The 15,579-nt window shown below is 46.9% G+C and carries 9 protein-coding genes and 2 pseudogenes; 5 read left to right on the top strand and 6 right to left on the bottom strand.

Annotated elements, in window-relative coordinates:
* Positions 1–381: 381 nt before the first annotated feature.
* The 4 genes from GQR42_RS15730 to cysK form a co-directional block, all read right to left on the bottom strand.
* The gene (locus GQR42_RS15730) at positions 382–2,088 is read right to left on the bottom strand and encodes a family 2A encapsulin nanocompartment cargo protein cysteine desulfurase (RefSeq protein WP_233271032.1); all 1,707 of its coding nucleotides are present in this window, start codon (positions 2,086–2,088) and stop codon (positions 382–384) included.
* A complete protein-coding gene (locus GQR42_RS15725; protein ID WP_002750434.1) occupies positions 2,054–2,986 on the bottom strand; it encodes a family 2A encapsulin nanocompartment shell protein in 933 nt (310 codons plus the stop codon). The genes GQR42_RS15730 and GQR42_RS15725 overlap by 35 nt, the downstream gene beginning before the upstream one ends.
* A gap of 75 nt (positions 2,987–3,061) precedes the next feature.
* Positions 3,062–4,021 carry a serine O-acetyltransferase EpsC gene (gene epsC, locus GQR42_RS15720; protein WP_158200668.1) on the bottom strand — a complete coding sequence of 320 codons (960 nt, stop codon included), beginning with the start codon at positions 4,019–4,021 and terminating at the stop codon, positions 3,062–3,064.
* Between the two features lie 349 nt (positions 4,022–4,370).
* On the bottom strand, positions 4,371–5,351 hold the full coding sequence (gene cysK, locus GQR42_RS15715; RefSeq protein ID WP_158200667.1) for a cysteine synthase A: 981 nt from the start codon (positions 5,349–5,351) through the stop codon (positions 4,371–4,373).
* 840 nt (positions 5,352–6,191) lie between these two features.
* Here cysK and GQR42_RS15710 point away from each other — a divergent pair.
* On the top strand, positions 6,192–6,344 hold the full coding sequence (locus GQR42_RS15710) for a hypothetical protein (RefSeq protein ID WP_233271031.1): 153 nt from the start codon (positions 6,192–6,194) through the stop codon (positions 6,342–6,344).
* A gap of 318 nt (positions 6,345–6,662) precedes the next feature.
* Here GQR42_RS15710 and GQR42_RS15705 read toward each other — a convergent pair whose 3' ends face one another.
* Positions 6,663–8,714, bottom strand: a complete 2,052-nt coding sequence (locus tag GQR42_RS15705) for an NAD(P)H-quinone oxidoreductase subunit 5 (protein WP_002774199.1) — start codon at positions 8,712–8,714, stop codon at positions 6,663–6,665.
* Positions 8,715–9,034: 320 nt separating this feature from the next.
* Here GQR42_RS15705 and GQR42_RS30045 point away from each other — a divergent pair.
* A pseudogene (locus GQR42_RS30045) lies at positions 9,035–10,233 on the top strand (RNA-guided endonuclease InsQ/TnpB family protein).
* A gap of 135 nt (positions 10,234–10,368) precedes the next feature.
* On the opposite strand, the pseudogene GQR42_RS15695 reads toward GQR42_RS30045, so the two are convergent.
* A pseudogene (locus GQR42_RS15695) lies at positions 10,369–10,842 on the bottom strand (ISL3 family transposase); the annotation flags it as partial.
* Positions 10,843–10,905: 63 nt separating this feature from the next.
* Here GQR42_RS15695 and GQR42_RS15690 point away from each other — a divergent pair.
* From GQR42_RS15690 to GQR42_RS15680, 3 genes are all read left to right on the top strand, one after another.
* The gene (locus GQR42_RS15690; protein WP_158200665.1) at positions 10,906–12,090 is read left to right on the top strand and encodes a glycosyltransferase family 4 protein; all 1,185 of its coding nucleotides are present in this window, start codon (positions 10,906–10,908) and stop codon (positions 12,088–12,090) included.
* Positions 12,091–12,428: 338 nt separating this feature from the next.
* Positions 12,429–14,009, top strand: a complete 1,581-nt coding sequence (locus tag GQR42_RS15685) for a photosystem II high light acclimation radical SAM protein (protein ID WP_158200664.1) — start codon at positions 12,429–12,431, stop codon at positions 14,007–14,009.
* A 42-nt stretch (positions 14,010–14,051) separates the two neighbouring features.
* A complete protein-coding gene (locus tag GQR42_RS15680; RefSeq protein ID WP_158200663.1) occupies positions 14,052–15,563 on the top strand; it encodes a WD40 repeat domain-containing protein in 1,512 nt (503 codons plus the stop codon).
* Positions 15,564–15,579: the final 16 nt, after the last annotated feature.

The following is a 15,579-nucleotide window of genomic DNA, read 5'->3' as shown; positions in this document are numbered from 1 at the left end:
AAAAGTCAATGGGTGTATCCATTGATGGATAAGGGTTTTCGGCTATTGTAGTAGATATGTATGGGGGAAGTTCAGTTATACTATTTAAATAGGGCTGGCTGAATATCAGTGAAAGCCTGGCTAGAAAAGGGTTTAGGGACTTTTTTTTCAAGAAAAGTGCCAGAAACAAACGTTGAGAAATCGATCCGAGGGACTCAAAACCCTTGCACTTTCATTAGCGCTCGCCAGATAAAAGTCAGAAACTAAGTGACGAAACTACCATTTTGCCAACTGTGTGGCTTCTAGATTCCCTCTGGGGACTTATTCAGCAAACCCTAAATATGTGGCAGTTCAGGGGGAACTGGAATAGGTGTAGGAGCTGCCGCACCTATTCCAGTCAGTTTATTCGTGTTGCAAACGTTCCAACGCAGCCACCAGCGCATCCACCTCGGCTTTAGTATTGTAGAAGGCCAAGGAAGGGCGCACCGTTGCCTCTAGACCAAAGCGTCGCAGAATGGGTTGAGCGCAGTGATGGCCTGCCCGCACGGCAATCCCTTCCCGGTTCAGGGCCTGTCCGATGACTTCCACATCAAATCCCTCCAGCACAAAGGAAAGCACGGCGGCCTTATCGGTTGCCGTCCCAATCAAACGCAACCCCGGAATGGTTGCTAGTCCCGCAGTGGCATACTCCAGAAGTTCATGCTCGTAATTGGCAATGGTGGCCAAACCAATCTGCTGAACATAATCCAAGGCCGTCCCTAGGCCAACGGCATCGGCAATATTGCCCGTTCCGGCCTCGAAGCGAGTGGGAGCCGCCTGATACACGGTGCGCTCAAACGTCACATCCACGATCATGTTGCCGCCGCTTTGCCAGGGAACCGTGGCATTCAACAGGTCTTCTTGACCATAAAGTACCCCGATCCCTGTCGGACCAAAGACTTTATGCCCAGAAAAGACGAACCAATCACAGCCTAATTGTTGAACATCGATCGGAATGTGGGAAACCGATTGAGCGCCATCTAACAAGACTTTGGCCCCGACCCGATGGGCTAAGTCAATGATTTGTTTGGCGGGGGTAATGGTTCCCAAGGCATTGGAAACATGGGAAAAGGCCACCAGTTTTGTGCGAGAGTTGAGTAATTGTTGGTACTCTGCCAGTAAAATCTGCCCGTGGTCATCCACGGGGACAACCCGCAGTTTTGCTCCCGTTTGGGCAGCTAGCTGCTGCCAAGGCACAATATTGGCATGATGTTCTAGATGGGTGAGGACAATCTCATCCCCCGCTTGCAGGGTTTGTTGTCCCCAGCTTTTTGCCACCAGATTAATGCCTTCCGTTGTCCCCCGCACGAAAATGATTTCGTTGGCAGATGAGGCATTGAGAAAACGGCGTACCGTATCTCTGGCCGCTTCGTAAGCATCGGTGGAGCGAGCCGCTAATTCATGGGCCGCACGATGCACATTGGAATTTTCATGGCTATAGAAATGAACGAGGCGATCGATGACTGCTTGGGGCTTTTGAGTTGTTGCGGCATTGTCGAACCAGATCAGTGGTTTGCCATTGACCCGTTCTTGCAGGATGGGAAAATCCTGGCGAATGGTATGAACATCAAAGAAGCTAGGTCGTTGAACGCTTCGCCCGCTGGCATGGGGGACAAAAAGGGGATCGATCGCTGGGACTTGAACAAGCTGGCCCGGTTTGGCCACTACCGCCGGAAGGTCGGGGATTTTTGTTTCTAACTCTTCGATGAAGTAGAAAGAGGGGGTGGCTAAGGGTACAGCGAAGGGTTTACCCTGAGCTACGTCGAAGGGAACTATGGGCTGTTCGCCCACAGCAGCTGGGTAGGTTGCTGCGGTGGATGGCACCAGATCACCCGGCTCTGTACTCAACCCCTTCGCCGCCCCGGCCTTAAGGTCGTGCCGTTGTAGTTCTTGAATTATCGTCTGGGCGAGATGCTCAAAAACTTCAGGTTGGAATAAGGGGTTAAGAGAAATGTTCTCGACCTCAGTTGGGGCAGTCGTGGGCGGGGATACAGCGGGTAGATTCCCCCCCGCCTTTTCAGGGATCAGTTCGGGGTTAGTCATAGTCGTAGATGTGGTATTGGTTGACATCAACGTTCTCCAGTACGGCCGCCGCATCGTCGGTCAACACTGCCAACGAACAGTAGAGGGAGACTAGGTAAGAGGCGATCGCCTTGCGACTAATCCCCATAAATCGCACCGACAAGCCAACTCCCTGTTGACCGGGTAAATTGGGCTGATAGAGACCGACCACCCCTTGACGGCTTTCTCCTACCCGCAATAACAAAATATTGGTTTTGCCTTGTTCATTCACGGCCAACTTATCGGAAGGAATCAAAGGCACGCCCCGCCAGGTAATAAACTGAGACCCGAATAATGACACCGTAGCAGGAGGTACACCCCGTCGGGTTGCTTCTCGGCCAAAGGCCGCGATCGCTTTGGGATGGGCGAGGAAAAATGCCGGTTCCTTCCACACCTTCACCAGCAACTCATCCAAATCGTCTGGCGTGGGCGCACCATTGCGAGGTTGTACTTTCTGGGAATCAACAATATTGTTGAGCAATCCGTACTCATGGTTGTTGATCAACTCATTTTCTTGACGTTCCTTCAGCGTTTCAATCGTCAGGCGCAATTGTTCATGGATCTGATCGTGGGGACTGCTGTAGAGATCGGACACGCGAGTGTGAACATCCAGTACCGTATTCACCGCACTCAAGAAATACTCCCGGGGGGTCTCTTCGTAATCCACAAAGGTTTCGGGCAGCTCCCGCTCATCTCGTTCAGAGCAGGCCACCTCAACGCGGGAAGCATCCCTGACTTTGTTGAGACGATAAATCCCCGCTTCAACGGGTAGCCAATGCAAGAGGCGAACGAACCAACGGGGCGAAATGGTCAATAACTGAGGAACGGTCTTCGTGGCATTGGCTAACTGCCGAGCGGCAGCATCTCCCAAAGCCAGTTGCAATTCATGATCTTGGGTATAGGTCATTGAGTTAAATCCTCCAATTTAAGAAAAAGTAACAAAGCGACTGTCATGGCCGAACATTCACAGTCGGACAGCCCTTCAAATTCCAGAGCCGTCATCAAACATTTCCTGTCGTAGTTGAGCCTGGGAGATAAAACCCCCCGGCGGCACACTGCGGGTTAACCAAACATTTCCACCGATGGTGGCGCCCCGACCGATAGTTACCCGACCGAGAATCGTTGCACCTGAGTAAATCACCACATCATCTTCAATAATCGGATGACGGGCTTGACCTTTGATCAAACTGCCCGATTCGTCCCGGGGAAAGCTTTTCGCGCCGAGCGTGACCGCTTGGTAAAGGCGCACGCGATCTCCAATCACCGTGGTGGCCCCAATCACCACCCCCGTCCCATGATCGATAAAGAAACTATTGCCGATCGAGGCACCGGGGTGAATGTCAATCCCCGTTAAGGAATGACCAATTTCACTGATAATCCGCGCCAACAACGGCGAGTCCAACCGATACAGGGCATGGGCAATGCGGTGATAAGTGATTGCCGTTACCCCGGGGTAACAAAACAATACTTCATCTAAATTTCTGGCTGCCGGATCACCTCGATAGGCCGCCGTGATATCCGTTTCCAGTAGAGCTTTCAGATGGGGTAATTGAGTGGCAAAGGCTTGTACCGTTTCTTGGGCGTGCGTCTCAATCTGGTCTGCATGCAAGTGCAACTGTGACCCCAGCAACCACTGTTCGCGACAAACTTGGTGATGCAGCAGTTGCAGGACTTCATTGAGGGTATGACCGATAAAATAGCGGCTGGATGTTTCGCCTAAATCGGGATTGCCAAAGTGATAGGGAAAGAGAACGGCACGCAGTCGATCGACAATCCGAAATAAGGCCTCACGGGAGGGCAAGGGGAAATGGCTTCGTGATTGAGACCAACTGTGGAACGACTCGCCACGAGGTTTGGACAATTGAGCGATAATCTCATCGAGAGCCAAGGACAGGGGCGGTTGGGAGAGAGCGCTGGAACTGCTCGGATACTCGCTCGTCATGGGAAATTTTGGGTCTGAAACCCCGCCGTTCTAGGTTGGCTTTACGTTAGAATTAAAAGGCCAGTCTCGAAAACCAAGTGGACGGCGCAGCACCTTGAAAACTGGGCTTAGGGGGTTCCGACCAGAAAAGCTTGGCCGGGTAAAAAGTCGCGCGCAACAAGTACAAGAAGCTATAGGCGGTCAACGTACCGTGGGACACACGGAATCGGGCTTCTGAAATGGGGCGAAAGTCTGTGGACTCTGTGTAAGACAGTACATGGTTTTTTAACTGTGGTATGCGACGGTGGTGGAAGCAGAAACTTAAATCGTGAGGTTTAGGAATCGCCGCACTTTTAGGGCGGCGAGGATGTCAAGCCACGAACCCTTGCTCATTAAATACCCCTTGGAACAGGATGGAACTCAAGTACCGTTCTCCGGAATCTGGCAAAATCACGACAATGGTTTTGCCTTGGTGTTCGGGTTGTTCTGCCAAGCGAGCGGCGACGGCAGCGGCGGCACCGCAGGAAATGCCAGAGATAATCCCTTCTTCCTTGGCCAACCGTTGGGCATAAAGAATGGCCTCTTCGTTGGCAACGGTTTCAATCCCATCCACGAGGGATAAATCCAGAACTTCGGGAATAAACCCCGCCCCAATGCCCTGAATTTTGTGAGGGCCAGACTTTAAGGGCTGACCTGCCCGGGCTTGGGATAGTATGGGGCTGGCTTCTGGCTCCACCGCTACCGATAAAATCGGTTTTCCTTGGGTTTTTTTGATATAGCGCGAAACTCCCGTAATGGTTCCGCCCGTTCCCACACCCGACACGAGAATATCGATCGCCCCATCTGTGTCCTGCCAAATTTCGGGGCCGGTGGTTTCCTCATGGATGCGGGGATTGGCCGCATTGCGGAACTGTTGCAACAACACATAGCGAGTGGGATTAGATGCGGCAATTTCTGCTGCCTTTGCCACTGCTCCGGTCATGCCTTTAGTCCCTTCTGTTAACACCAGATTGGCCCCATAGGCGAGCAACAGTTTGCGCCGCTCCAAGCTCATGGTTTCAGGCATGGTCAGGGTGAGGGGAATCCCCTTAGCGGCGGCTACAAAGGCTAGGGCAATGCCTGTATTGCCACTGGTAGGTTCCACCAGTTCTTTGCCCGGCCCTAATAATCCCCGTTGTTCTGCATCCCAGATCATGGCCGCACCAATACGACATTTGACCGAATAGGCCGGATTGCGACCTTCAATCTTGGCCAGAACCGTGGCGTGACTGTTGCCAACGATTCGATTAAGGCGCACTAGAGGAGTCCGCCCGATCGACAAACTGTTATCCGCGAACCATTTCTTACTCACAAAATGGCAACTCCATGATTAAAATACGACAGTTCACCAGATTGGTTCATCTTAGATTCATTTAAAATTCACTTGAACTTCATTTTGAATCCATTTGAAATTCATCTTAGCCTATGCACTATCAACCTCTGGTCAAGTTAAACAAATCTTTACAATCAAGCGGGGTGGGACCATGAGGTTGAACGAATCCGCATCAGTCTCCACCGTTCAGCCGAGCCGTTGGACTTACCCTGATGGTGCTGGTTGGTCAATTGATTCTTGGCTCATCTGAGTTCAGTATGCTAAAGATCGAAGACAAATTTCTCAAACAGTTTTCATACAATGATTTCGGCTCTCGATAACCTTCCTGTTGGATTTTAGGCTCTGTAATCTTTAGCAAGAAAGAGATTGAGTTTTTCTAAATTTATAAATGGCATACTAAATTGGGATCAGTCTGATTCTTCTGGTCATCATGGCTTTTTAACTCTGTCTAACTTCCACGGTAAAATTAAAATCCGAGGAAAAGCAAGGGGCTCTTCTGGTTTTTGTGTGAAAGGAAGAAGAATAGGGATAATTTGGGTGCATCTCAATTTTGTCGAAATATCTAGAGGACATTTTGGGCGCACGCGGTGCGCCCCTACCATTGGCGCAATCATATTATTGTAGGGGCGAATTGCATTCGCCCTCTTTGAATAACTGCTGCTGCTCACCATAGGTGAGGGAAAGTCATAAATAGGAGATGCAGCCGATAATTTTCGGGAAATATAGTCTTTAAAGCCTTGTCTGGCAAGACTCCTACGAATGATAAGCACCGATTATCACACAAAGTCGAGGAGAGCCAAATTAGGAGTGCATTCCATTGTGATTGAGGCGTACCATTTTCCCTGTTTAAACATGATTGTGCAGGTTTTAGGTATTCCCCAATCCCTTGCTGGCTCTTCTGGTTTCTGTGTGGAAACGAGGTCTATACTGATAGAATATCCGCAAAATAGTCCTAAAAGTCTTGCCCAATAAGCACTTTAATATTCCATAAGCAAAAATTATCACACAAAGTCGAGAAGGTCCCTCTCAACAAAATTGGAGGCCTATTTCATTAAGTTGACACCAATGGCACGCGATGCGCCCCTACCATTGGCGCAATAATATTATTGTAGGGGCGAATTGCCTTCGTCCTCTTTTAATAACTTCTGCTGCTCACCTATATGTGAGAGAAAGTCACAAATAGGAAATGCACCTTTCCTGATCCCCCTAAATTCCCCTTAAAAAGGGGGACTTAAAGCTGAAAAAAGGGGCTTTGCGCCCCCAAAAATCTTTAGTCAACGGATTAAAAATCTACACCAGACTATAGACAATTACTAAACCCAAAACTGCGGCAAAGACAATTAAAGCGTAGAATTGGGCGCGACCATTTTCGAGGTATTTGAGACCTTCACCACTGACAAGAGTAGCTAAACCAGTTAAATTCACTGCCCCATCGATAACGCGATAATCCACTTCCATAATTTGCCGTGCGAGACGACGACAACCCTGGACAAAAACTCGATCATACAGATTATCAATGTACCACTTGTTCAGGGAAAAACGATACAGAGCGGGGAATTTTTCGGCAATAGTTGCGGGGTCAATTTTCTTCTGGAGATACATCAAAGAAGCGACAGTAATCCCGATTAAAGCAATCCCTACCGAATTACCCGCCATGATTAAAAACTCTGTCCAATCAAAAGCATGAACTTCTTCCACTACTTCGTTAGGAACATGAATAAAACCCTCGAAGAAATTCTGCCAAGGTTTACCCACCAAACCGATTAACAAAGAGGGAACCGCCAAAATCATGAGAGGTAAAGTCATAGTAATTGGCGATTCGTGGGGTTCATGGGCATGATGGCCGTGGTTGTCTTCTTCCTGTGCTTCCGAGTCCAATTGCTTAACATTCATTGCCCCCGGTCCAAAGGCCGGAATCGCACCCGCATTGGCTAACAGTCGGCGTTTAATCTCCTTATTAGTGCCTCTAAACTCCCCTTCAAAGGTGTTAAAGTACATCCGGAACATATAAAAAGCTGTTAAACCGGCAGTACCCCAACCGATTAACCATAAAGCTGGGTTCGCCTCAAAAGCTAAACCGAGAATTTCATCCTTCGACCAGAAACCAGCGAAAGGAGGAATCCCACAGATGGCCAGAGTTCCTACCAGGAAAGTTAGGGCAGTAATGGGCATATACTTGCGTAAACCGCCCATCATCCGCATATCTTGGGCTAAAACCGGCTCATGACCGACCACATCCTCCATACCGTGGATGACCGAACCGGAACCGAGGAACAACATCGCTTTAAAATAAGCGTGGGTCATCAGGTGGAATAACCCCGCACTATAAGCGCCGATACCCATAGCCATAACCATATAACCCAATTGGGAGATGGTGGAATAGGCTAAACCCTTTTTGATATCATTCTGGGTGAGGGCGATACTTGCCCCGAGAAAGGCAGTAAAAGCGCCCGTCCAAGCAATTACCGTCATCGCCGTGGGAATTGGCTCAAAAACGGGATACATCCGGGCAATCAGGAAAACTCCGGCGGCCACCATGGTGGCGGCGTGAATCAGGGCCGAAATCGGGGTCGGACCTTCCATGGCATCCGGTAGCCAGACATGAAGGGGAAATTGGGCTGATTTGGCCACGGGGCCAAGGAAGACTAAAACGGCGAATAATGCCGCTAAACTGCCGGCAATGGCTCCAGAAGAGACTAATTCCTCTAGACGTTCACCCATGATATCAAACTCGAAGCTGCCGGTGGCCCAGAAAAGACCCAGCATTCCTAGTAATAAGCCAAAATCACCGACGCGGTTGGTAACAAAGGCTTTTTGACAGGCCTCGGCGGCCGCCGGACGAGTGAACCAGAAACCTACCAGCAGATAGGAACACATCCCTACCAATTCCCAGAAAACGTAGATCTGGACGAGGTTGGGACTGATGACCAAACCGAGCATAGAACTGCTAAAAATGCTCAGATAGGCGTAAAAACGCACATAACCGGGGTCGTGGGCCATGTAACCATCGGTATAAATCATCACCAAAAAGGCCACGGTGGTGACGATAACCGACATTAAAGCGCTGAGGTGATCGATCGTATAACCCATTTTCAGGTGAAAGTTACCCGCCGATGCCCAATCGATCATTTGGGTATAGGGAGCGTGTCCATTGATTTGACTCCACAGCAGCGCAAAAGACAGCACCATCGACGCGCCGAGGGTAGAAATGATCAATACAGCATTCACCTGTCGCAGACGATTGGTGACTTCATTAAAGGAAATTAAGCCCGCGCCGACTAGGGTAGCGCCTACCAAGGGTAGGACGGGAACTAGCCACGCGTACTGATAAAGCGGTTCCATTCAGTAAATACCTAGTTTACAACTTCATACTATTTGGTTTATCTTCATCTATTGTGACATAGGTTAATTCTTAAGAAAGTGTTTATCTCAAATGTCGGAGTCAAGACCCTCGCTTTTAGCGACGGGATGAAAGCACGACACTTCGACAGAGCTTCGGTGGCCACACTTCGACACATTTCGACAGGCTCAATGTAAAAGCTCAGTGGCCACACTTCGACACATTTCGACAGGCTCAATGTAAAGGCTCAATGTCAACTAAAATCTTGACAATCTGTGCTGTACAGGTTAACTTAAAAGAAGTTGTTTGAGGTCGATAAACAATGATTGTCTTAGAAATGAAAGCCGTGGTCAAACCAAGTCAGTGTTCTGCCATCGATGAAGCTATTCGTACAGTACAATTCATCAGAAACAAAGCATTAAGGCTTTGGATGGATGCCAAGAGAGAAGACAAAATCGATAAATATTCTCTCAATAAATATTGAGCAGTTCTCGCCCAACATTTCAAGTTTGTCGATGCTTTAAATTCTACTGCTAGACAAGCATCAGCAGAACGGGACTGGTCAGCTATTGCTCGTTTCTATGATAATTGTAAGAAAAAAAATAAAAGGTAAAAAAGGTTATCCCAAATTTCAGAAAAATAATCGTTCTGTGGAATATAAAAACTGTGGAGGTCAACTATCGGAGGATAGAAAAAAAATTACTTTCACAGATAAGAAAAACATTGGCACGGTTAAACTAAAAGGAACTAGAGACCTAAACTTTTACCCTATTGACCAAATTAAACGAGTTAGGATTGTTAAACGAGCAGATGGTTATTATGTCCAATTTTGCCTAAGCGTTGATATTCGGGAATATGCTAAACCCCTAGAACCAACTAAAAGATGTGTAGGATTGGATGTAGGTTTAAAAGTTTTCTACGCTAATAGTGATGGGGAAACAGTAGAAATACGGCAATACTATCGCCAGGCGGAAAAAAGATTAAGCCGTTTGAATCGGAAGAAATCCCAAAAGTTTAGAAAAGGTCAACCCCAATCAAACAACTACCAAAGGGACAGAAAGAGAGCTGCTAGAAAACATTTAAGAATAAGTAGGCAACGTAGAGGCAATGCCCTCAAAAGAGGCATGGCGCGTCATTAAATCTAACGATTTCATCGCTCAGGTCAACTTAAATATTCAAGGCATGGTAAAAAACTCTAAACTAGCTAAATCTATTAATGATGTGGCTTGGTCAACACTTCGACAAAGCTCAGTGTTAACTTTTCGACAACGGTTAGAATATTTTGGCTTTAAATATGGTAAGGCTACCGTAGCCATACCATCCCATAACACGAGTCAAAATTGCTCTAATTGTGGTCAAAAAGTCCCTAAATCTCTATCCACAAGAACCCCTATTTGTCCTCACTGTGGCTATGTAGAAGATAGAGATATTAACGCCGCTATCAACATTCTGAAAAGGGGACTAAGTACGGTGGGACACACAGAAACTGATACACTTGGGGAGAGATTCCCTCTGACTTGATTGGATAGGTCCTGTCAGGTTAAGGAAACTCAGCGGAACCAAGAATCCCGAAGCGCTTAGTGCGAAGGGAGTGTCAACAAATAACCACGAAAGCAAGGAAACGATCAAAGGCTCTTCGTTACTCTTTATGCTAAATCAACATACAAGATGCCAAGACAAGATACTTCTAACCCAAAAATTACAAAAGTTTCTAAAGCCATAGCCTCTTCTTTTTATTAGTTTAAGTTTATTGTTGATTCCCTCGACCACCCCATTCGTTGTTCTTCGCTCAAAATAACTAATGATTTCTCCAAACCAGTTTCGGATTGTTTGAAAACTCTTGGTAAAAACACTGGAGGATTTTGCCAACCATTCCGAGATGGATAGCAGTCCTTCTGTCGGATTCTTTGAGGTTTCGTAAATCTTTCTGAATTCTTCCTTTAATTCGTGCATCTCTTTCAAATTTGGCCAAGTTTTTTTGATAGCTTCTAGTTTGATTTTTTGGGGTTCCGTTAAATCTTCTTCATTTTTTAACAGGCTATATTTACTTCGCTTTAAAACTTCTAGCTTGGCTTCTTTTTCCGCTTTATGTTTTTTATTTTTCTGCGCTTCTACGGCTCTTTTTTCCGCAAAGATATTAATAGTTTTATCCTCTGGTTAAAAACCACAGCAGACAGTCTTAATTAAACTTATATGAAACTACTTTACACCTTAACAGCCTACCCCCCCGCCATCGGTGGAGCGCAACTGCATCAACATCTTTTAGCCCAAAAACTGCACCAAAAACACCCAATTCAAGTTATTACCCATTGGAACCAAAATCGCACGGATTGGCTGCTAGGAACTACCCTTAAAGCACCCCAAAAAAGTCAAAATTATACAATCGATCATATTCCAGTTCATCAAATTGGCATCAGTCTTCAGGATAAACTTAAACTGTTGCCTTATCTGTCTATATATTATCCCTTAATGTCTCTTGCTCTGCCCAAAATTGCCGATATTTTAGAGAGTTATTTAACTAATTATGCTCAAGATAAAGATTTAATTCATAACGTCAGAATTGGTCGCGAGGGACTCAGTTACGCTTCCTATAATCTCGCTAAAAAACTAGATATTCCCTTCGTTTTCACCCCTGTGCATCATCCCCGGTGGTTGGGATGGCGCTATCGAGAATATATTAAACTTTATCAATTAGCTGATGCGGTGATTACCCTAACCAATAGCGAAAAACAAATCCTGATTCAATTAGGAGTAAAAGAAGACAAAATTCATACCACTGGAGTCGGTCCAATTCTTGCCGCTAATGCCTATCCCGAAGATTTTAAACAACGTTATCAAATCAATGAACCGATGGTACTTTTTTTGGGGCAACACTATCCCTACAAAGGTTATCAGCAACTCCTGCAAGCAGCTAGTCAAATTTGGCAAAAAATCCCCGAAACGAAATTTGTTTTTGTCGGTCCACGCCTGGGCAATTCTGAACAGATTTACGCTCGATATCAAGACCCTAGAATTATTCGTTTAGGTAGTGTGGATTTACAGACCAAAACCGACGCTTTAGCTGCTTGTACTCTCCTCTGTGTGCCTTCAACCCAAGAAAGTTTTGGAGGAGTCTATACAGAAGCCTGGAGTTTTGCTAAACCCGTTATCGGTTGTGATATTCCTGCGGTTGCTGAGGTGATTTCTCAAGGGGTTGATGGCTTTTTAGTACCCCAAGAATCTCAAGCCATAGCAGAGACAATTTGTCAGGTATTATTAGCTAATAATTTAGCCGCTAGTCTCGGAATGGCTGGTCAAAGAAAAGTAGAAGAAAAATTCACTTGGCAACGACTAGCAGAAAAAACCGAGCAAATTTATCGATATTTACAAGCAGGGTAATCGCACGTTGTTTTGTTTGACATCCTCACCGCCGTCAACGGACGGTGATTCCTGGCCACGCTACCTTTTTAGGGTAGTCGCGTCAACGGGGTTGACGCGACCCAGGATGCCGCTACCTTAGCGGTAGTCTTACGCTTTCCGACCCGTCCGGTTTGATTGTCCGAATGCCCGACGGCCACTTTGAACAAGTCGAAAAAATCTCATGTTCAACCTTATTTCCTAGAAAGTTTTACTGGTTCAAGGCCGAATTTGAAGTTTAACCTCTGCCAGACAAGCCAGACAAAGTTAAGTTATGTTAAGATGACTCAGAATGCGTCCCTGTCCCATTCAGAAATCTCATGACTCAACCGCAAGCGCAACGCATCCTCTACGTTAGACTCCCCTGTAACCCCATTTTCCCTATCGGTGTCGTTTACCTTTCCGACCACGTTCATAAACTATTCCCCGACATCGAACAAAGGATTTTTGACCTTGGTACCGTCCCCCCCTTAGACTTTAACCAAGCCCTCGATCGCTGTGTTGACGAATTTCGGCCTACCCTGCTAGTATTCTCTTGGCGCGATATTCAAATATATGCCCCCGTCGGTGGTCGCGGTGGCAATCCCCTGCAAAACGCCTTTGAATTTTACTACGCTAAAAACCCCCTAATCAAGCTGCGAGGTGCTTTAGGAGGTTTAAAGGTGACAACCGCCTACTACGGCGAATTATGGCGCAATCAGGGACTAATTCGCCGAGGGTTGCAGCGGGCCAGAAAATACCACTCCGAAGCGCGAGTTATCGTCGGAGGTGGTGCCGTCAGTGTTTTCTACGAACAACTAAAAACCAAACTGCCCACAGGAACAATTGTATCAGTGGGAGAAGGGGAAACCCTGCTAGAAAAATTCCTCTCCGGCCGCGACTTTAGCGATGAACGTTGTTATGTCGTCGGAGAAACCACACCTAGGCCGCGTTTAATCCACGAATCCCCCACCCCGTTAGAAAAATCCGCTTGTAACTACGACTACATCGCCAGTATTTGGCCGGAATTTTCCTACTATTTCCAAGAAAACGACTTTTATATCGGGGTACAAACCAAGCGCGGCTGTCCCCATAACTGCTGCTACTGCATCTATACCGTCGTCGAAGGGAAACAAGTACGCATTAATCCCGCCGAGGAAGTAGTTAAGGAAATTCGCCAATTATACGACCGCGGCATTCGCAATTTCTGGTTTACCGATGCCCAATTTATCCCCGCCCGAAAATTTATCGACGAGGCAGAGGAACTATTAGAAAAAATCCTCGCCGCTGGGATGAAAGATATCCGTTGGGCTGCCTATATTCGTGCCGATAATCTCACCCCGAAATTGTGCGATTTAATGGTAAAAACAGGCATGAACTACTTTGAAATTGGTATCACCAGTGGCTCTCAGGAATTAGTCCGTAAAATGCGTATGGGCTATAATTTGCGGACAGTTCTGCAAAATTGTCGAGACTTAAAAGCGGCGGGTTTTAATGATCTGGTTTCAGTAAATTATTCCTTTAATGTCATTGATGAAACCCTGGAAACTATTCGTCAAACCATCGCCTATCATCGAGAATTAGAAAATATTTTTGGAGTCGATAAAGTGGAACCAGCCATCTTTTTTATCGGACTACAACCCCACACCCATCTAGAAGAATACGCCCTCAAAAAAGAAATTATTAAACCCGACTACGATCCCATGAGTTTAATGCCCTGGACAGCCAAAAAACTGCTCTGGAATCCTGAACCTTTGGGGTCATTCTTTGGCGAAGTTTGTCTGCAAGCATGGCGACAAAATCCCGATGATTTTGGACGAGAAGTGCTGAAAATTTTGGAAGCAAGACTAGGGAAGGCTGATTTAGAATCCGCTTTAACCGCACCGATAGAAACTAAGGAAAAGGTCTTAACTGCTGCTTAAAAATTAATTTTAGTCAATCCCAAGGCAGCAATTAGCGTTAGCATGAGTCTGAAATCAGGAGATGATCAAAATTCCTTTACCGGTAACTGCAAAATGACCGACCATCGCCCCCATTGGCTAGAATTAGCGGAATATATCGCCCTAGGATTAACCCTGCTTACCCTTATGGCCATGGGTGCGGGGTTTTTGCCTTTGTTCCTCCTAGTTGTGACTTTCGGGTTGAATATTCTCAATCGTCTCCGAGAAAGAACCCTGCAACGTCAACGCTTAACTGAGATGACCGGTCAATTACAGAGTCAGTGGGAAGAAGAAAAAGAAGCTTTATCAGCACAAATACAGTCCCTGAGTCCCGCGGTGGCCAGGGATAACGCCCATGCGGTCGCAGAATTAGAGGAGAATATTCTCGCCCTCGAACAGTCCTACAATCAAATTATTCAATATATCAACCGTAACCTTCTCCTGGAACGCATCGAACATCTAGAAAAATCCTACGGTCGCTTACACAGAGAGATTTTGCCGATTAACGAAGAATCGGCGGATATTAGCGCAACAAAAGCGGAAAATGAGCCACAAATCACCCTACCCGCCCTTAATTTAACTCCCACTTCCCCCCCCGTCGATATACCCCATTGGCACTATTATCGCCGTCTGACCGCCCATCGGGAAATGATTACAGCGATCGCAATTACCGACGATCAACGGTTTTTAATTAGCGTTAGTTGGGATCGTACCCTAAAAATCTGGGATTTTGCGAGAGGAACCCTGATTAATACGGTTGAAGCTCACGATCAGGGCATTTTAGCCCTAGCAGTCACCGGAAACGGCGATTATCATCTAGCGACGGGAGGATTCGATCAAACCGTTAAATTATGGACTTTAGCCGGCGATGCCAGTAGTCTGGAATTAAATCAAATTTTCCTCGGTCATCTCGGTTCGATTCATGGCCTGGATTTTGCCCCCCGTTGGCATTTTTTGGTTAGCGGTAGTTACGATCAAACCCTAAAACAGTGGAATTTAGAGCAGGAAAACGAAGCATTTAGCTCCTATGACAGTCTAGGGGCAATTTATGCCCTAGCAGTGGCTCCTAATCAAGATTTTATTGCCGCGGCCGGGGGTGATGGCACTGTCACCCTCTGGCAATTGGGATCGGGAGCAAAAATCGCCGTCTTATCTGGTAACGTTTCTTCGGTGCAGAGTCTGGCGATCGCTGCCGATAGTCAGATTATTGCCGCTGGTTGTGTGGATGGGACGGTGAAAATCTGGCGATACGACTGCGAGAAAAGCGGTCATTTTGCGCCAATTAGGGTGATCAATGCCCATAATGGTCAGGTGACAAGCTTGCTATTCGGAGAGGAGGGTCAATGGTTATTTACCGGGGGAACCGACGGAGAGATTAAAATCTGGTTAGCCAATTATCAACAGGCGATCGCAACTCTCAGCGCCGCCGATGGGCGATCATCGCCCATCTCCAGTTTAGTTCTCAGCCCCGATTATTGCCACCTAGCGGCGGCCGCGGCCGACGGCAGCATCACCATCTGGGAAAATATCACTTAATGGTCGATCGAACTAG

Origin of the sequence: Microcystis aeruginosa FD4, from assembly GCF_009792235.1 — a bacterium.
Lineage (GTDB): Bacteria > Cyanobacteriota > Cyanobacteriia > Cyanobacteriales > Microcystaceae > Microcystis > Microcystis viridis.
This window is presented reverse-complemented; position numbering and strand designations above follow the sequence as displayed.

Bases quoted from the DNA above. Each gene is read 5' to 3' on its own strand.
- GQR42_RS15730 (WP_233271032.1), bottom strand. From the start codon at position 2,088: ATGTCAACCAATACCACATCTACGACTATGACTAACCCCGAACTGATC.
- GQR42_RS15725 (WP_002750434.1), bottom strand. From the start codon at position 2,986: ATGACCTATACCCAAGATCATGAATTGCAACTGGCTTTGGGAGATGCT.
- epsC (WP_158200668.1), bottom strand. From the start codon at position 4,021: ATGACGAGCGAGTATCCGAGCAGTTCCAGCGCTCTCTCCCAACCGCCC.
- GQR42_RS15705 (WP_002774199.1), bottom strand. From the start codon at position 8,714: ATGGAACCGCTTTATCAGTACGCGTGGCTAGTTCCCGTCCTACCCTTG.
- GQR42_RS15690 (WP_158200665.1), top strand. From the start codon at position 10,906: ATGAAACTACTTTACACCTTAACAGCCTACCCCCCCGCCATCGGTGGA.
- GQR42_RS15685 (WP_158200664.1), top strand. From the start codon at position 12,429: ATGACTCAACCGCAAGCGCAACGCATCCTCTACGTTAGACTCCCCTGT.
- GQR42_RS15680 (WP_158200663.1), top strand. From the start codon at position 14,052: ATGAGTCTGAAATCAGGAGATGATCAAAATTCCTTTACCGGTAACTGC.